Below are 15,863 nucleotides of genomic sequence, written 5' to 3' on the forward strand. Positions count from 1 at the left end.
ACGGCGAGTCGTATCTGATCTGTAAGAGGTTCGACCATGACTGAAACAACCGTATTTTCGGACCCGGTCATTAACGTGATCGAGCAGTTTCTTCCTGGACGGATGGGCTTTGCGGAGCAGTCCGGTGACGATGGTCGCGCTCGCAACTTGGACGCGGCCGCGATGGATGCCGTGTCGGCGCGGCGCCGGCGCGAGTTCGACGCAGCGCGCGCCGGCCTGCGTAATCAGGCGATTCGCGACAGCGCCGGCACCCGGCAGCCTGGTACGCGTCCAGCCCCAGACGCGTCGTTGGGAGTTGGCGATACAGCCCGCACGCCGAGCGACCAACCGCCCGAGCGTATTCGCAAGCGCTACCTGCGTGCGGGCAATCAGTATTTCCTCAAGGACGCACCGTATCAGCTCGCGTTTGAGGATCTGGGACCATACCTTGTCACCGCGCATAACCGCCCGGACGTGGTGGAATCGATGGTTGACATGGCGTCGGCCAAATCGTGGCAGCGCATTCGCGTATCCGGGCATGAGGCATTTCGCAGCGAAGTGTGGCTGCAAGGGACGTTGCTCGGTATCGAGGTGAGTGGCTATGAGCCGAAAGCCGCTGATCTCGCGCGTCTTGCGGATGCCCGGCAGGCACACCTGAGCAACCGGATTGAGGCGGACGCGTCGATGTCCACGACCGGAACGCAAGTGCCCGCGGACGACAACCGTACACCGGCGAAGGCGTCCGACTTCCGGACGGAAATACCTGGCACCGCGGGTGGCACTGCTCGCCCGGTGTCTCCGATCTCCGGAGATCAGGCACGATCCTACCGGTCTGAACCACAGGTAGTAAGTGACGAGCCCGATACCCCACGGAAGTATGCTGGCGAGCTGCGCGAGCATGGTCATGCGCCGTACCTGCACAACCCTGCACGAAGCGACTCGTACTATGTCCTTTTCCGCGACGCGAGGGGCACCGATCGTGTCGTCTGGGGCGTGGATCTTGAACGCGCAGTGCTTGCTTCGCGCGCCGAACCTGGGCAGCACGTTACGCTGGAAAACCTGGGTCGCCGGCTCGTCACGGTCAAGGTGCCGATTCTTGATGACCACGGCATGGCGGTGGGTGAAGAAGAGAAGGACGTTTACCGGAATACCTGGCAGGTCGATGTGGTACAGCGTGAAAGATCGACTGCCGAATCTGCGGGACGCTCCGAACGTTCATCCGGTACAGCGACGGCTCCTGCCAACGCGCCAGCGCGCGAGGACCGTCAGGAGCATCGACCTTCGACGGTATCCGATGAGGACAAGGTTCTACACCTGGCTGTATTGGTCGGGGCCATGCGAGAGCAGGGGTTCAGCGCGCGTTCGATTGCGCGCGTGCAGCAGCGCGCGGAAGAGCTGATGGATGCGTTCGGCCGGGAGGGTATTCCGGTGCCGCGACCGAGAGTCTTCGATCCAAAAGCGCCGTCGGCACGAGATCGCCGGGCACGGCCGGCCGCCGGGCGTGCGCCTATACACGAGATCGGGCGCGAGATTGAGCGCGCGCCGGCCGACCCCTCGCCTGCACGCTAAGGGGGAGCCATGCGTGTGCATTCTCGTATGCGCGAGCGCCTGTGTGTCGAACTCGGGGGAATGCGATCAGACTGGAATCGCTGGTGTATGAGCCGCGGCCTGACGCCTGGCGAGGGCGTGCGGCAACTGATTGCGGCGGCCCTGGGTGCTGACGCTGACGACCTGCAGGCCGAATCAGAAGTTCATTGGATCGCGATCAACGAGCCTCGCATACGAATCGAGATCAGGATAACGCACGCAGAGTTGGAAGTGGTGGAGCAACGTGCGGAGGCTTCGGGCCTGACCAGCAACCGCTGGATCGTAGCGCTGATCCGGGCGCAGCTGATGCGGGAACCTCAGCTTGGCGTGCACGAGATGCAGCTGCTGTCGGATTCGAACCAGCAGCTTGCCGTGATCAGCCGGTGGCTGGGGCAGCTCGCGCGAGAGGGGATTGCGGTGAGTATGGCGCCCAATGCGGGCAGCGATATTGGAGCAATCAGGAACCAGATCGACGTGCATCTGCGTGCCGTAGCGACTGTGATTCGCGCGAACCTCGATCGATGGAGCCGGTGACATGGCTTACCCGAAGGTCTACATCGATGCGATGCTTTTGAACTGGGGAGACCGCCTGTTTCAGGAGCCGTTCAAGCATGCTCGTGCCCAGCGGCTCCCAAGTGCGAGCATGCCTGATGAAGCCAAGCGCATGCGCGATCAGTTGGCCCGGACGCTCAGGCGAACACCGGAGGTGATGGTCAAGATCACCAATAAGGCGCCCAGCGCCCAGGGTATGGGTGCGGTGCGCCGGCATCTACGTTACATCTCGCGCAATGGACAGGTCGAACTGGAAGACCAGAACGGGGACCGAATTGCCGGTGTCGAGGCTGTCCGCGATCTCGCACGAACCTGGCAACTCGGCGGGTGGGGAATACCGGAGACAAGTCATCGTCGTGAGGTATTCAATGTCTTGCTTTCCATGCCGCCGGGCACGAACCGGCAGGCTGTGCGCGATGCTGCGCGCGATTTTGCGGCACTCGAGTTCGGTGATGGTCGCGCGTATGTGTTTGCAGCCCATGATGACGAGGCCCATCCCCATGTCCACCTCAGCGTGCAGGTGCGCGGCCCAGATGGTCGACGGCTCAATCCGCGCAAGCAGGATCTGCGGCGCTGGCGTGAGCGATTTGCTGAGCAGCTACGTGCGCATGGCGTTGAGGCGAATGCGACACCCCGAAGAACGCGTGGTGTCACGCAGCGTTACCCGAAACAGGGCGTCGCGCATATGCTGGCTCGAGGCGACGCGCCGATGTACTGGCGGCCCGTCGCAAGTGCGGAACAGCGACAGGTAGGATGGCAGTCTCATGATGGCGTGTTCGCCGCGTGGCGGGAAATAGCACAGGGGATGGCAGCGTCACCGGCGAGACTGGATCGTGAGATGGCGGTCGGCATTGCGGATTTCGTGCAGGCCATGCCGGTGCAACGGGATGCGCCGACGGTCATCAACCGTCGGCAGCAACAGGAACCGCCAAGACCGGCGCGCATGTCGCCAGAGCGTGACAATCGGCCGGACGATCCCGGTCCGGAGGTCGATCGCTGATGCGGGGCCGATGATGGCCATGCCCGTCGGCCTCTGACTGGCGGCAAGCGGTGTCTTGCGGGCAGAGAACTGAGGGATCAGATTTTTGTGCCGCTGACCGGGCCTATGGGGTGATGGTCAACGTCGGATGTCTTAATGTCCATGTCGTTATGGATCGACAAACCATGCGGGTGCGCCCTTGTACGTCGCAAAGAGCAGGAAGAGCATTGCGATCACGAGAAGCGGAATACCGTAGAGCGCCACGGGGAAAAACAGCACGAGTTGGAGAGACGAGCCTCCGATACCGTGCAGGAGATCGGTATCCCGGACATTCTCGTATATCAGCCACGCAACAACGGCAATGCCTATTGCCATGAGGATGAGTCCTCCAGATGACGGCGTGTGGCGCAGTGGGGCGGTTACCCAGAAATAGTATCCCCACCACAGGAAGTTGATAGCGATCGCCGCTAGCCAGAACCTGTGGGCCGTGAAGAAGCTGCGACCGAACCGACGTCGGCAATGGCGGGTGAATAGCTGGATTCCCTTGGCAACGCCGAATAGGATACCTAAGCTGATAGCGAGATTCAGGATGCTCATGCTACGTTCTCCTTCGATGCGAGATACGCGGTGTAGGCGCCGGATCTGTGGGCAAAGCACAACCCACTGTCCTCTCTCAAATATAGTCGGTCGTCTGGCGATTGCAACGAGTCCCTGTCTAAGCGGCTAAGGACGGTACCGTTGGATGGCGGACCCGGCACATCACGACGACAGTCACTGCATATTCAACGCAGGGCCAACGCTCACCAGGAGCGCAATTGCTGTTCGATGAGCGCGACATCGATGCACAGTGCCCCGATGCTCAACAGTTTGGCCCTGTCCCGCTGCAGAACCCGTTCGTATAGGTTCAGCAAGAGCGGGTTCCAGTCGCTGCGGCGTTGAGCCGAGTCAGATGCGATGCTCAGGTCTAGATAAGGAGAGTTTTCGTCGGTACTGATTGCAGGCAAGATAGGGATGTCGATTCGAGCAAGGATGTTGTCGCGCTCGGGGAGAAAGGCTGGGTGATCCTCCTGCACCAGAAACAGCACAGTAGCGATCAGATTTACATCTTCATCCAGGTTCCCGTTGTCAGCGTGGCGTGCTTGTGCAGTCGCAAGACTGTACGCCGTCACCATGTCACGACTACGCCGATATATCCATTGTTCTGCCTGTTCGATCTGTTCGTTGAGCGTAAGCAACTGCTCGTATTCGTGCCTGCTCAAGTTAGCCCAGCGACCGGACCGTGGAAGTTCATCCGACATTCTTTCCGTCCTGTACTCGTTGATTGCTGCGAGGTGAGAAAACCAAACCCTGAATTTGCTACTTTGCTTGTGAAAAAGGTCGATGCCCGCCGACGGCGCGTTTTGAAACCAGTTCTCCGGTATCTTTTTATGCTACGAAAATCGTAGTATCTAGCGCGACGTTTTGCAACGATATTCGTAGCTTCGTTTGCAACGAGCTATCATTGAATGTCTGCGGCGCATTCGTCCGTTTTTGGAGCGCGATTGAAAGAGGCTCGTCTTGAGGCTGGGCTGTCGCAGAAGCAGCTTGGAATTGAGGCGGGCCTGGACGCTTTTGTTGCCAGTACGCGTATCAACCGCTATGAGCTTGGCATTCACAAGGCGGATTACGGATTTGCGAACCGTCTTGCGGTGGTGCTCAGGGTGCCTGTGGCATTTTTCTATGCGGATGACGCTGATCTGGCTCGTCTGATTCTTCTGTTTGGCCGACTGCCGAAGCGAAGGCAAGGTGATCTTCTGTCTTATGCCGAGAGCCTGATCGCTGGCTGAGCCATGGGTCTGTTGCTCAGGCGATCCGCACACATTCAAGGACTAATCTGGGCTTGCTACTGGCTGTTCCGGTTGTGGCGAATAAACGTAGTTGATCCAGAAGGCACAGGCTTCGACCACCTGTAGTGCCATTCCGGGCGAGTGGATATCCGAAGTGCCGTGAGATAAGTCATTACGCAGTGAAATTAGGCCCCCAATTGGATCGATTGATACGTTGGTACCTAGAGTGGGCAAGGGGAGGATCCCGGCTTTCCTGGCGCGATCGACATGCTTTCGCAGAGTGCCGCGAGAAGTATTGCCACGACCATTGAGCCGATATTTCAGGGCCAACTCGAAGGCGCCAAAAGCTTGTACCTCGCCGACGACAAAGAGGTCGTAGTCGAAGAAGGCATAAATGATCGTGTTGCGCGCACGATCGAACGCTACCTGAACCTCATCTGGCGCAAGGTCGGTCAGGGTGATGCCCACGAGTGCCGAATGATGATCTGCGAGACCAACGGGACGAATAAGACCATGTTCGACAATACACAGATCGGCAAAGCGTGGATCCGGCTGCAGAATGCTGTCGACGGATTTGAAGGCCATTTCATCAATCCCATGTTGAAGCAAGTTGAGGATCGGAATACGAGGCGTGATGGCCCGGGCTGGCTCGATCTGTCTTCGCACCGCCCGCGGTACAACGATTCTTCATGGAAAGCGGCGGTCCTGCATTTCAATTTCTTGTTGTAACTACCTGAAGTTTACCCGTGCCTCTATCTTCTTAATAGCGTCTAACGCGCTCACACCGTAGTCGGGATCATCGCAAAGTCCTCGGAGAGCTGGCAAATCGTCACTGTCTCCTGCTTCTCCCAGCACCTGAATGCAGAAGATACCAATGCCGATTGGGTTACTGCGCATTCCAAGGTCGTAGTATGAGACCTGAGCCTGTAGCTTCTTGAGACCCTCGCGGCAGACCTGTAAGGCCAAATCGGGATATGTATCTATGATGGAGCAGCGTGTGTTGCGACCCCAACGGCGCACTGACATAACAAGATCGAGGGCACCGGCGCTTGCGCACTTGGAGTGATCAAGAAGGATGGACCTCGCATTGTAAGTATGGCTGGAAGTCTGAGGATCCTTGACGTGCGTTCGAGATGACCAATAAAGAAGTTCGCCGCAAGCAAGCAAGGCACGCTCCACATCCGTCGCCACTTCCCCTCTCATGTGGGGAAGATCAACGCCTAGATCGCCCAAACATTCGTGTGCGGTAACAAAGACCTCGATCGCATCCTGTGGCATAAAAGCTTTTTTTTCGGGAAGCATTGTCCATGGTGCAATCGCTGATGCCGTGGCGGGATCATTCAATTCACTTAACTGTCGAATAAGGATTCCAAGAAAGGAAAGATACGGGCGAGTCGCGCCACGACAAGCCTTCGTAAGGAGGACCTTCTTCCGTACATCATCGAGTTGCTGTATTTCATCCCAGTATGCCGAATCGAAGGGGTGATCGAACTGGCAGGAGAACACTCCCCATGCCGTTCTGTCTGCATCCTCTCCCTCGGTGTTCAGGGTTTCTTCGATCTCACGGCGAACAACCTCGGCGTGATTGTGCTCTTCCTCTTGCAACCCTCCAAGCGCCTGAAGCGCCTCAAAGATCATCGAGTTCATCATCACCCCGAGTTTGTCGAGAGACGCGTCAAGGGCTTCAATCATCTCCGTCCGATATGGCTCCTCCGCGTCACGAACGTACAGCACAATATTGAGCAAATCGAGTTGGAGATGGTAGGGACATGACCGTATCTTCTGAAGCAAGGTTCGCACGTAAGGAACAACCTCGGCGACGTATTCTGTCGATCTCGTCAGCCCGATCAGAAGATAGAACTGGCCAGGCGTTTTCGCGTCTGACCATGCTTTTCTGATCGCCGGACCGAAGTCCTGGCCTGGCTGACTGCGCCGCAACAGGAAGCCGCTGTGAATGAACGAAATCAATTGCGATATTGCGGCGGTTCGGTCCATAACGTACGCCTGCGAGAACATCGCGTGGCGAAGAGGAATATTCCTGTCCTTGGCTGCAGTCGAAAATTCTTTCGAAGCGGTTGATATGGCTTGGTCCATATAGCTACATGCAGCCAAGACGACATCTATGTATTGCCCGTCCATCAGACCATCGCCAATAGCCTCAAAGTAACGGGTGTAATCCTTGGCATTTTTCTGGATTGAGCTCTCTGCAATAGCTACGCCATCCCATCCTTCGCCGACCAATTCGAACCGGATTGTTTGCGCCTCAGCAACCATTGCGTCCAAGGTGGCCTCTATCCGTTCTTTCACAATTGAATGTGCAGCGGAGCCGCATTCGCCACGACGACAATCCGCCAAGAGATAGGCGTCCACTGTTTTCTCAAGCACGTCCCCGACTATGCGTTCGTCCTCGAGGCCGCCAACGATGAATGAACGAGATGACTGAAAACGGGGAGATCTGATGGCCAACTCAATCTGCGAGGCATTGGCCCCAGAGTTTCGAATTGCAGATTCGGCTGCGAATGCGGCATGGAAGAGCTCGTGCGAGAAGCTCACCCTGTCGCCACGCAAATAGAGAAGTTCCACACGAAACAGAATGTCTCGAGCCTCGCCGTCGATCGACATCGAGTCAGCAAGTCTGTCGAACTCCCGAATGGAGATACTGAAACACGTTCTTTCGGTAAGGACGCTGGCAAGCGCAGTCAGCAGCCGAATACCGTCTCGGGCAGCGCGCCCGAGTTTGCTGCGCGCATAGGTGTCGAAAAGGGCAAATATGCTCGCACCTGCCGGCAGTAACCAACCGGCCTCCCCAATGAGTGTCGCCTCGAGGCCTGAACGTGCGACGCGAAGCAGGGCTGTGCAATTGGCAGCGTGATGGCCCGGGTCCCCGATCCTGGCGAGAACTAGCTTGAGTTCATCGGATGGGCGTCGGACGACAATCCTCTTTAGCGATAGCAGGTCCGCGCAGGACGGGTCATGCTGCGTGCTGATGACAAGACCTGCACCGAAGCGCAACGAAAAAGCCCTGAGGCTTCGAGTTAAGGCAATCTTGAGATCGTCACGACAGTCGTTGTAGCCGTCCAGGAAAAGGACAATACGTTTTCCAAGACGCTTGCACGCGCTAACGATGCTACTCGTCGAGCGAGTGTCGAGCAGTGAGACCTCATGGTCGAGCAAGCCCTGAAGCCGGCCATCGAAGTTCATTGCCGAAACGAATACCGGCAGGCAGTTGTGTTCAATGCAGAACATTGCACATGAGACGGCAAGCAAGGTCTTTCCGCATCCGGAGGGGCCCGAGATCAATACACAATCACTCGTGCTTGCAACCATGCATTGAACATCTGCGAGTGCAATAGCAACCGGTTCGGAATCATACTGGTCGGCGATGAGTTTGGTGGCCTGTGAACCGTAAAAGCCCGCAAAGGATGTCAGGTAAGCGGCGCACAAACGTTCAGACGACAGAATCCTTTGGTCCAAGGCACCATCAACGGTGGAGATACCTTCCAGATGCAAGCGCCTGGCAAGTGCCTCGCACTGTTGAATTGTTAGGATGGCTCCGGAGCGCTGTGTCAGCATCTGCGCGATTTGTTCCGCGCCACCAACCGTAACCTTGAAATCGCCCGAGGTCACCTCCGAGCCATTCGGGATGGCCGGCATGACGGCGACCAGACCATTTGGATACCCCTCAACGTTCGAGATGTCCTGAAGCGCGTCGCGCAGACGGTTCTTTGCCCCGAGGGCCTGTTCGTAGGCGTTCCCAGTTTGCCTCGTGCCGAAGGGCCCAAGTTGAGTCCACGGCCCGTTCATCCCACCCTGTACCGGTTGCCCATAACTTTTTGCTTCGATAACGAGTGTCGTCGTCTCAGTAAAGATGGCAAGGTCGACCTGACGACCGCGGACATTGAAGTTGGCGAATATATAGGCCCAACCGTCAGACCGGGCTGCAGCGGCGTAGGCTATGCGAAGTGCGTCAAGCTCGGACGAGTGCTCGACCGGAGCACCAATATAGATGCGAAGGTGACCGTTTGGTCTGGAAGCAGGGTTCATCACGAATTCTCTGGCACCGTACGCGCGAGATAGCGACAAAGCACGCCACTGAGACCCACCATCATTTCCGCCTCCTCGAACTGAGGAGGCCTCCCCTCGGTCAAGTGGCGGCCGTAGTTCGAGGTGTATCCCCACGCTTTCTCGACGATCTGATCGACAGGCGCCGGAAATAGCCCTGGATTCCGCTGGATGAGTTGTCCCAGTGTGTCTTTACTTCCGGTAACGTCGCGCGCTACACATTCGAGAGCCGCCATGGCGTGCTGAATCGCTCCGGTTGTTTCGGCCTGCGGTCGCCTGGAGAGATCAGTCAGTGCCTCGTGCAGTTCGGTCGCGGCGGTTTTCCTACCTCGCCGATGCAATTCCGCCTGACCTTGACGGACCGCAGCTTCAAAAACTTCGGTGCCCCGGGTCTCGACACGTTTGTCGACAAGCTGCCAACCAACGCCTGCGGCTCGAAAAAACCTGTTCATTCCATCTGCGTAGCTTTGCCCCCGGCGTTCACCTTCTACCGCGAGCATTTCGATCAAGTCATAGACCTCAAACCATTCGCAATCGCCGATCAGATCGCTGACCTCGTCATCGATATTGGGAAACTCCGACCAATTGTTGCTGTCAGGCGAGCGGTAAAGGACCTGACACAGGCGTTCCCGTATGTCGCTTGGCCGCAGGCCGCATCGATATGCGATTTGGATCAGCGCATCACGCACTTGTGGTGGTGCATCATTCCTGATCGTGATTTCTGCGTCCGGACGCACGAGGCCTTGACGTTGTGAGAACGAGTCCATGCGATTATGCTCCAAGGTTCAACGTAATAGCATACCGCTCCAGGCACATTCCGAGCAGACGGCCTCATTACGTAATTTCGAGCCCGCAACTGCTCGCTGCGAGTGAAGTCGCCCTCGCGTCCGTCGGATCGAGAACGCAGATTTATCTACCGTTGGTCACAAAGCTTCCGCCGAACGCGCAACAGGACCGAATGGTTCTAGCGCTAAACGCTTTCGTCGTGACACTGCATCAGAACGGCCACGCAACCTTCTGGAAGTCAATGAGTTTCCGCGCGCCAAACCCTGGCTCGACCTGCGTCGCGTAGGCAATGAGTCCTCTGAGGTGGTTCTTGAACCCGAGCACCGCGGAGAAGCCTTTCCTGCGCGCATGAGCGACAGGGCCTACGTCGGGATGCAGGCAAAAATGCAAATGTTGCTCGAGTCGTGAACGGAATTCGCACGTCAACCGTGGGGTGCTTTGATCAACGTACAGTCCCAGTACGACCTTCCGGGTTCCGGGAGGGGCAATCACTGTCTTGGCCGTGTTCGGCGACAGGTCACATTGCCTCATTGCTGAATACACCCGCTGGATTATCTTCCGGACGTCCGATCTCGAGAAATGGGGATTGGTCGTCGACAAGGCGATATCGTCGGCGTAACGCGTATAGACCATGCCGTATTCGGTCGCGATATCAGCAACCATCGTATCGAGTCGAAACGAACAGAGATTGGCGAGCAGAGGGCTCAGCACGCCATGGACGCAAAAGATAACTTTGAGTTTGAGCGGCTGATTCCGCTGTGCCGTTCCGATTCAGTCCTTGATTTGCGTCACAAGAAGTAATATAAAAATGTCATATGTCGCGCTCGACTCTCTCCGAAAGGGCTCAGCGTTTGAATGCCGCCTTTCATCTGCTTGCCGATGGTCGCCGCCTCAACGAGGCAGCCGAAGCCATGGCCGAGCAGTACAGGATTTCGCGGCGCCAGGCTTACCGTTATTTGCAAGAGGCGCGGCACACGTCGTCTCCGGTGGCCGTGGCCGAGCCCACCATCGCGATCACGCTCAAAGTTCCTGCAGACGTTGCCGTCACGTTGCGAGCGTACGCGCACGCCAATGACTTGACGATGGGCGAAACGCTCACGCGTGCCGTCGGCGCTTTACTAGCGAAGGCAGGCGGGCGTGGCTAATCGCCGCCCACGCAACCATCACGTTGACTTGGAATATGCGTTCGACCGCCTGCTGGCAAAGAAGCTGGAGCAGGTCTATGACATCCTGGTGCCGGATCGTGTACGCCGCACAGGCGAGCAAACTGGACTGAGTGGAGAGACTGATGAAGGTTGCCGCGATCTACGCCCGGGTATCGTCCGATCAACAGAGGGAAGAGAAGACCATCGCCAGTCAGACGGCGGCATTGGTGGAGTTTGCCCGAAGCGAAGGCTACAGCGTGCCGGATGAGTGGGTCTTCCAGGACGAGGGCTACAGCGGCGCAAGCCTGGTGAGGCCAGGACTGGAGCGGGTGCGCGATCTGGCGGCTGGTGGCGAGATTCAAGCGGTGTTGGCGCTCGCGCCCGATCGTCTGAGTCGCAAATATGCCTACCAGGTTCTGCTCATTGAGGAGTTGACCCGCCATCACGTGGAGGTGATATTCATCAAGGCGCCACATTCGGGAACGCCGGAAGATCAGTTGCTGTTGCAATTCCAAGGCATGATCGCTGAGTACGAACGTGCTCAGATCCTCGAGCGCTCGCGGCGAGGAAAGCTGCACCGTGCAAGGCAAGGCGAGATCAGCGTGTTAAGTGGCGCACCCTACGGTTACCGCTACGAACGCAAGAGCGACGAGCAGGCAGCGGGTTACGCGGTGATCGACGCCGAGGCGCAGGTGGTCCGCCAGATCTACGAGTTATACACGGTGACGGGGCTGAGCATCGGTGCCGTAACGCGCCGGTTGAACGAGTTGGCGATACCCACCAAGAAGGGTGCAGCACGCTGGGAACGCTCCACGGTTTGGGCCATCCTTCGCAATCCTGCCTATCGTGGCATGGCCTGCTTCGGGAAGACCCAACAGGCTGTGCGAGAACGCACCAACAACCGGACATTACGCCAGCGCGGTGGCTTGCCCGCGCGCAACAGTGCGAACCATGAACTACCGCCCGATCAATGGATTCAGATTCCGGTTCCCGCGTTGGTCGATCCAGATACGTTCGCCCTGGCGCAGGAGCGCCTGGAAAGCAACAAGAAGCACGCGTCACGTCGGACGATCGAACCCAGTATTCTCCAAGGGCTTGTGCATTGCCGCGAGTGCGGCTACGCCCTATACCGGACCTCGACACGCAGTAGCGCACGTAAGATCTCCTACTACCGCTGCCTGGGTACTGACGCCTGGCGCTACGACGGCCACGCCAAATGTGAGCAGCGTCCCATCCGACTGGATCTGCTGGAGCGCATCGTATGGTCGGAAATTGTGCGTCTGTTGGAAGATCCCGCGCTGATCCAGACCGAATTGAACCGGCGCCTTGAGACGGCGCGCAATTCGAGTCCAACCAAGCGTCAGCAGGACAACGTCACGCAGGATCTGGCACAAGTCCAAAAGCGTATGGACCGATTGCTCACAGCCTACCAGGAGGACTTGCTTTCTCTGAACGAGTTGCGGCGGCGCATGCCTGCGATGCGACAACGTGAGCAGCGTCTGCAGGACGAGCTTCGCTCGCTCAGTGCCCAGTTGGTCGACCAGACCGCCTATCTACGGCTGGCGGAAACGCTAACGGCATTCCTGGAGCGTTTGCGCAGCCATGCCGAGACGCTCAATATTCAGGACCGTCAGCGCATCACGAGACTGCTCATCAAAGAGGTTGTGGTGGCCGACGACAGCATCACCATTCGCCATTCGATTCCCACCGCTGCACGATCAGCCGGCGGAAGCGGTGGACCGTCCCGGCCCCTCGGATCCTCGCAAAGCCCTCATGCCGACCAAAGTTATCTTTTGCGTCCATGGCGAGGAGGGAGCCCCTTGCGGCAATGAACCTTGACGCCAGTTCCAATAGGCCTCGATGGAGTACCGGGACACGCGCGTAGGCGTCTGAACGAAGGGGCCTTCGTCTCGGTTCACAGGCACGATTCTCGTGCACAGTCTTGCCATTTCAAACGAGACGAGGGCTGGATAGCCTGCGTCCCTAAAGACACGATATACCGCACGCTCCGAGATGGCCTCAAAAAAGTTTTGGACATCCAGTTTGATGAGCCACCGACACCCACAGTGAATGCCGATCTCCTCAACGCGGCGAGTGTTCTGCGAATACGCGATGCTGGCCGGATGTACCAGCAAATGAGACAAAATGTTTTCGTGAATGAACCGTTGTGCCGTACGCAGGTTAGGCGCCGGAACGCAGATCGTCCGCAGCCGGGAGGGTTCACCGGGTCTGCTCCGTTTCTTGATCCGGAAGAGTCGATAAGGGTGAATCGCCTCGTCATTTTTTCGACCCGCGTAAGCACGCAATGCCGGGTAGCTCACCCCGCATAGAAACGCAAGATGACGCAGCGTGAAAATCGGAGTGAGATTACGGTTTGAACTCGTAATCGCATCTCCATACTGTATCGCACGGCGCAATAGCAGAGGATCTATGCCCTCCCGAAGGCCGTTTTGTCGATAGTGCTGAGCGCGCCAGATAGCCATCTACTTTGACACCCGAAGGGTGAGGATCGTCGCGGTTCGCAGCAAGACGAGCGCAGTGGTACACAGCGTAGCGGATCGCGACGATGCTTACACGTTTGCGCCTGCTGCCTCGAAGGAGCACAAAATATGTGTCCCGTGGCCGCCCCGAAGGGCAGTCGCCGGGCATGTTGCCATGCCATCTCTAGATGGCTAATCCGACGCCCTCAGCGATTGTGGATAGTACGGCAAGTCGTTCGGCGTGTGTAGTATTTCCTGTGGCGTTGTCTGTGCGCGCAGACGCTGTAGCTGTTTCATTCCATCATCCGTGAGACGATGCTGCTCGGTGATCCATCCGTAGTGAATCGCCGAGTTCAGCAGCCGGCGCACCTCCGCCCGCTGGAGTCCTGTGCGGGTGGATACCGCGTTTTCACTTCGTGGGGAGCGCGAAAGGGAAGCAAGGACCAGCACCAGCCTTCTAGCGTCCGCGTCCAGCCGATCAAGCCAGCCTGCAGCCGCAAGACGTGACTGCCCCATTCTGATCAATTGGGCACCGGCTTCCACTTCATGAAAACCAGTTGTGAGAGCGTCGGCCACGTCACCTATCGCCCGTCCTGAGAAGATCGGTTTCCACGTTGCGCTTACCTTGTAAAGGATCGCCGGAGCATTGTTTGGTACGCCGTGCGGGTACGCAATCAGAACGCCTTCTCCTCCGAAACCGAACGCCTGGGCAGCACGCACCGGGTTGTACTTTGCACATAAGCTCACAAGTCGTTGTGCGTCCACTTCCCCGAAGCTGTTCTCAATCGTCGGGCAACTCAGTGACCAGATCACCTTGGGCTTCATCGGATGAGACATTAAATGCTTCTCGCCGACCGTCGTCGACGCAAACGCAATGACATGGCACGAGACCAACCGCGACGAAAACCAGCTCTTCACCGATGCGACACGCCAGAGCGACGAAAGGAAATTAGTCGCCTGGGTTCCCGTTCCTATGGTGTCCGTGAGAATGAAGAAAGCGCGGATCTTGCATTTGCGAATGTCCTCAGCCGTCGGATGAAGAAGAAATCTGGACGGATTTGCGCGAGCCACCGACGTCGCGAGCGTCGCAATGATGCCTTCGCTGCCCACTTCATGGGCATACGCTCGAATGCTCTCCACCGGCTGAAGGGCGGCACCATGAGCGCGCTTCGGCTTCGTAGGGCTTTCCTTATAAAATCGTTGGAGATGTCCACCCGGATTACGTAGCTCGCGCTCGATAAAGAGTGCGATCGGGCCGTCGATTTTGGCAGCCTCCGCCTCGATACTGGCACGTAGCGACGACGTGAACTCCGCCGAGGAAACCCAGCGGATAGCGTCTAGCAAGAGGATTGCATCAGGCTGATCGGGGATGGCGAACTGGCTAATCCAGGCCGAGCCCTCTTCCGTTTGGGACAGTCGCATGCTTTTGCTGCCTTGGTTTAAACAGAACGCCTAATGAGAGGCGCCCCGACCTTTCGGGCGCACAGATATCTGCGGTAACGCTCGCCGGTCGGAAAGTTCAATCCCCCAGCTCCGAAACCGTTCGCCTGTACGCCGCTATCCAGAACAGCGTCAGCGGTACATTAAAACATAACATATGGTGCACCCGATGACGCGTCTGGTAAAGCCTATCGATGGGGACTGTTTGCGATTTTCCGGAGGGAAAATCCAAAGCAATGGACGATGGACCTTTGCTCCAGCGATGTCCGGCTGACATCGCCTCATGAACTCCGGAATGCTTCTTTCACGGTCTCGGCCGTGGCGAGGCGCCCGACTTCTTAAATGAGTGACCTGCACGGTGCTTCGCGCATCTTGCCTGAACCGCCGGCCTGCAGCCGGTGCGGTGTCCTTTATCCAATTGGCTGCCTTGCTGAGCGATTGTGCTTATATCAGGAGACGAGAAAAGGACGTCCGTGGGCGAACGCCCGGACACGGCCCGTCTCAGGAATTCTTCGTTTTCGGCTCCTTCTAGGCTCGAGATAGACGCCGCACCAAGGCATGTGTGCCACCGGCGCCCACAACCGGCGAGAGCCAATCCTGCCATCACTTTCTCAATATCGTATTTCGGTTGCGAACTTCAGCATTTTCTGCGAGGTTGACTGCCGGATTCCGTTGTCTCTCTACCAAAAGTCTGTCAGGGTGCTGGGGAGATTTGGACTATAGCGTCTACCGGGTCGGCGGAGTAGACAACGTCGGTAAGTCGGCTGGGATCGCGAAGTCTCCGAGGTCATGCGCGCCAATTTGTACATGCCTATCCTGTTGGTCGCATCGGCGTATAGCCTCATTCCGACGGGTTCCCGCGCTGCGTCGGCTAGCGCACGTTCACCGGTCGGCGATGTGCGCGCAAGAAGTCCGCAAAGCTATCCGGTCAAATCCGCCGGTATGGTCGATTGAGCTTTGCGGGCGCGCCGCAGGAAATTGCTCACTGTCGGGATGCTGGTCGGCAGGTGTAGCGCGTATAGCCATA

At 57.7% G+C, this 15,863-nt stretch carries 13 protein-coding genes; 6 read left to right on the forward strand and 7 right to left on the reverse strand.

Annotated elements, in window-relative coordinates:
- Window positions 1-36: 36 nt before the first annotated feature.
- The 3 genes from HB376_RS05455 to HB376_RS05465 all read left to right on the forward strand — a co-directional run bounded on the left by HB376_RS05455 (window position 37) and on the right by HB376_RS05465 (window position 3,118).
- Complete coding sequence (locus HB376_RS05455; RefSeq protein ID WP_213762419.1) at window positions 37-1,548, forward strand: LPD7 domain-containing protein; 1,512 nt, start codon at window positions 37-39, stop codon at window positions 1,546-1,548.
- Window positions 1,549-1,635: 87 nt separating this feature from the next.
- Complete coding sequence (locus HB376_RS05460) at window positions 1,636-2,100, forward strand: plasmid stabilization protein (RefSeq protein WP_255631172.1); 465 nt, start codon at window positions 1,636-1,638, stop codon at window positions 2,098-2,100.
- Between the two features lies 1 nt (window position 2,101).
- A complete protein-coding gene (locus tag HB376_RS05465; protein ID WP_213762420.1) occupies window positions 2,102-3,118 on the forward strand; it encodes a relaxase/mobilization nuclease domain-containing protein in 1,017 nt (338 codons plus the stop codon).
- A 147-nt stretch (window positions 3,119-3,265) separates the two neighbouring features.
- On the opposite strand, the gene HB376_RS05470 is transcribed toward HB376_RS05465, so the two are convergent.
- Complete coding sequence (locus HB376_RS05470) at window positions 3,266-3,694, reverse strand: hypothetical protein (RefSeq protein ID WP_213762421.1); 429 nt, start codon at window positions 3,692-3,694, stop codon at window positions 3,266-3,268.
- Between the two features lie 203 nt (window positions 3,695-3,897).
- Window positions 3,898-4,395 carry a hypothetical protein gene (locus HB376_RS05475; protein ID WP_213762422.1) on the reverse strand — a complete coding sequence of 166 codons (498 nt, stop codon included), beginning with the start codon at window positions 4,393-4,395 and terminating at the stop codon, window positions 3,898-3,900.
- Window positions 4,396-4,602: 207 nt separating this feature from the next.
- Between HB376_RS05475 and HB376_RS05480 the strand changes: the two genes are divergently transcribed.
- On the forward strand, window positions 4,603-4,923 hold the full coding sequence (locus HB376_RS05480) for a helix-turn-helix transcriptional regulator (protein WP_213762423.1): 321 nt from the start codon (window positions 4,603-4,605) through the stop codon (window positions 4,921-4,923).
- Window positions 4,924-4,965: 42 nt separating this feature from the next.
- Here HB376_RS05480 and HB376_RS05485 read toward each other — a convergent pair whose 3' ends face one another.
- The 4 genes from HB376_RS05485 to HB376_RS05500 all read right to left on the reverse strand — a co-directional run bounded on the left by HB376_RS05485 (window position 4,966) and on the right by HB376_RS05500 (window position 10,482).
- Window positions 4,966-5,508 carry a hypothetical protein gene (locus HB376_RS05485; RefSeq protein ID WP_213762424.1) on the reverse strand — a complete coding sequence of 181 codons (543 nt, stop codon included), beginning with the start codon at window positions 5,506-5,508 and terminating at the stop codon, window positions 4,966-4,968.
- 144 nt (window positions 5,509-5,652) lie between these two features.
- Window positions 5,653-8,967: an NERD domain-containing protein gene (locus HB376_RS05490; RefSeq protein WP_213762425.1), complete on the reverse strand. Its 3,315-nt coding sequence runs from the start codon at window positions 8,965-8,967 to the stop codon at window positions 5,653-5,655.
- The gene (locus HB376_RS05495; protein ID WP_213762426.1) at window positions 8,967-9,752 is read right to left on the reverse strand and encodes a hypothetical protein; all 786 of its coding nucleotides are present in this window, start codon (window positions 9,750-9,752) and stop codon (window positions 8,967-8,969) included. Before HB376_RS05495 ends, HB376_RS05490 begins: the two co-directional genes overlap by 1 nt.
- Window positions 9,753-9,981: 229 nt before the next feature.
- Window positions 9,982-10,482 (reverse strand): reverse transcriptase domain-containing protein, encoded by a 501-nt coding sequence (locus HB376_RS05500; RefSeq protein ID WP_213762427.1) that lies wholly within the window; start codon window positions 10,480-10,482, stop codon window positions 9,982-9,984.
- A 104-nt stretch (window positions 10,483-10,586) separates the two neighbouring features.
- Here HB376_RS05500 and HB376_RS05505 point away from each other — a divergent pair, with 104 nt between their 5' ends.
- Window positions 10,587-10,916, forward strand: a complete 330-nt coding sequence (locus tag HB376_RS05505) for a hypothetical protein (protein WP_213762428.1) — start codon at window positions 10,587-10,589, stop codon at window positions 10,914-10,916.
- A 143-nt stretch (window positions 10,917-11,059) separates the two neighbouring features.
- A complete protein-coding gene (locus HB376_RS05510) occupies window positions 11,060-12,748 on the forward strand; it encodes a recombinase family protein (protein WP_213762429.1) in 1,689 nt (562 codons plus the stop codon).
- An 840-nt stretch (window positions 12,749-13,588) separates the two neighbouring features.
- Here the strand turns inward: HB376_RS05510 and HB376_RS05515 are convergent.
- Window positions 13,589-14,818, reverse strand: coding sequence for a hypothetical protein (locus tag HB376_RS05515; protein ID WP_213762430.1), 1,230 nt, complete (start codon window positions 14,816-14,818; stop codon window positions 13,589-13,591).
- Window positions 14,819-15,863: the final 1,045 nt, after the last annotated feature.

The sequence above is a fragment of the Caballeronia sp. dw_19 genome (genome assembly GCF_018449515.1).
Lineage (GTDB): Bacteria > Pseudomonadota > Gammaproteobacteria > Burkholderiales > Burkholderiaceae > Caballeronia.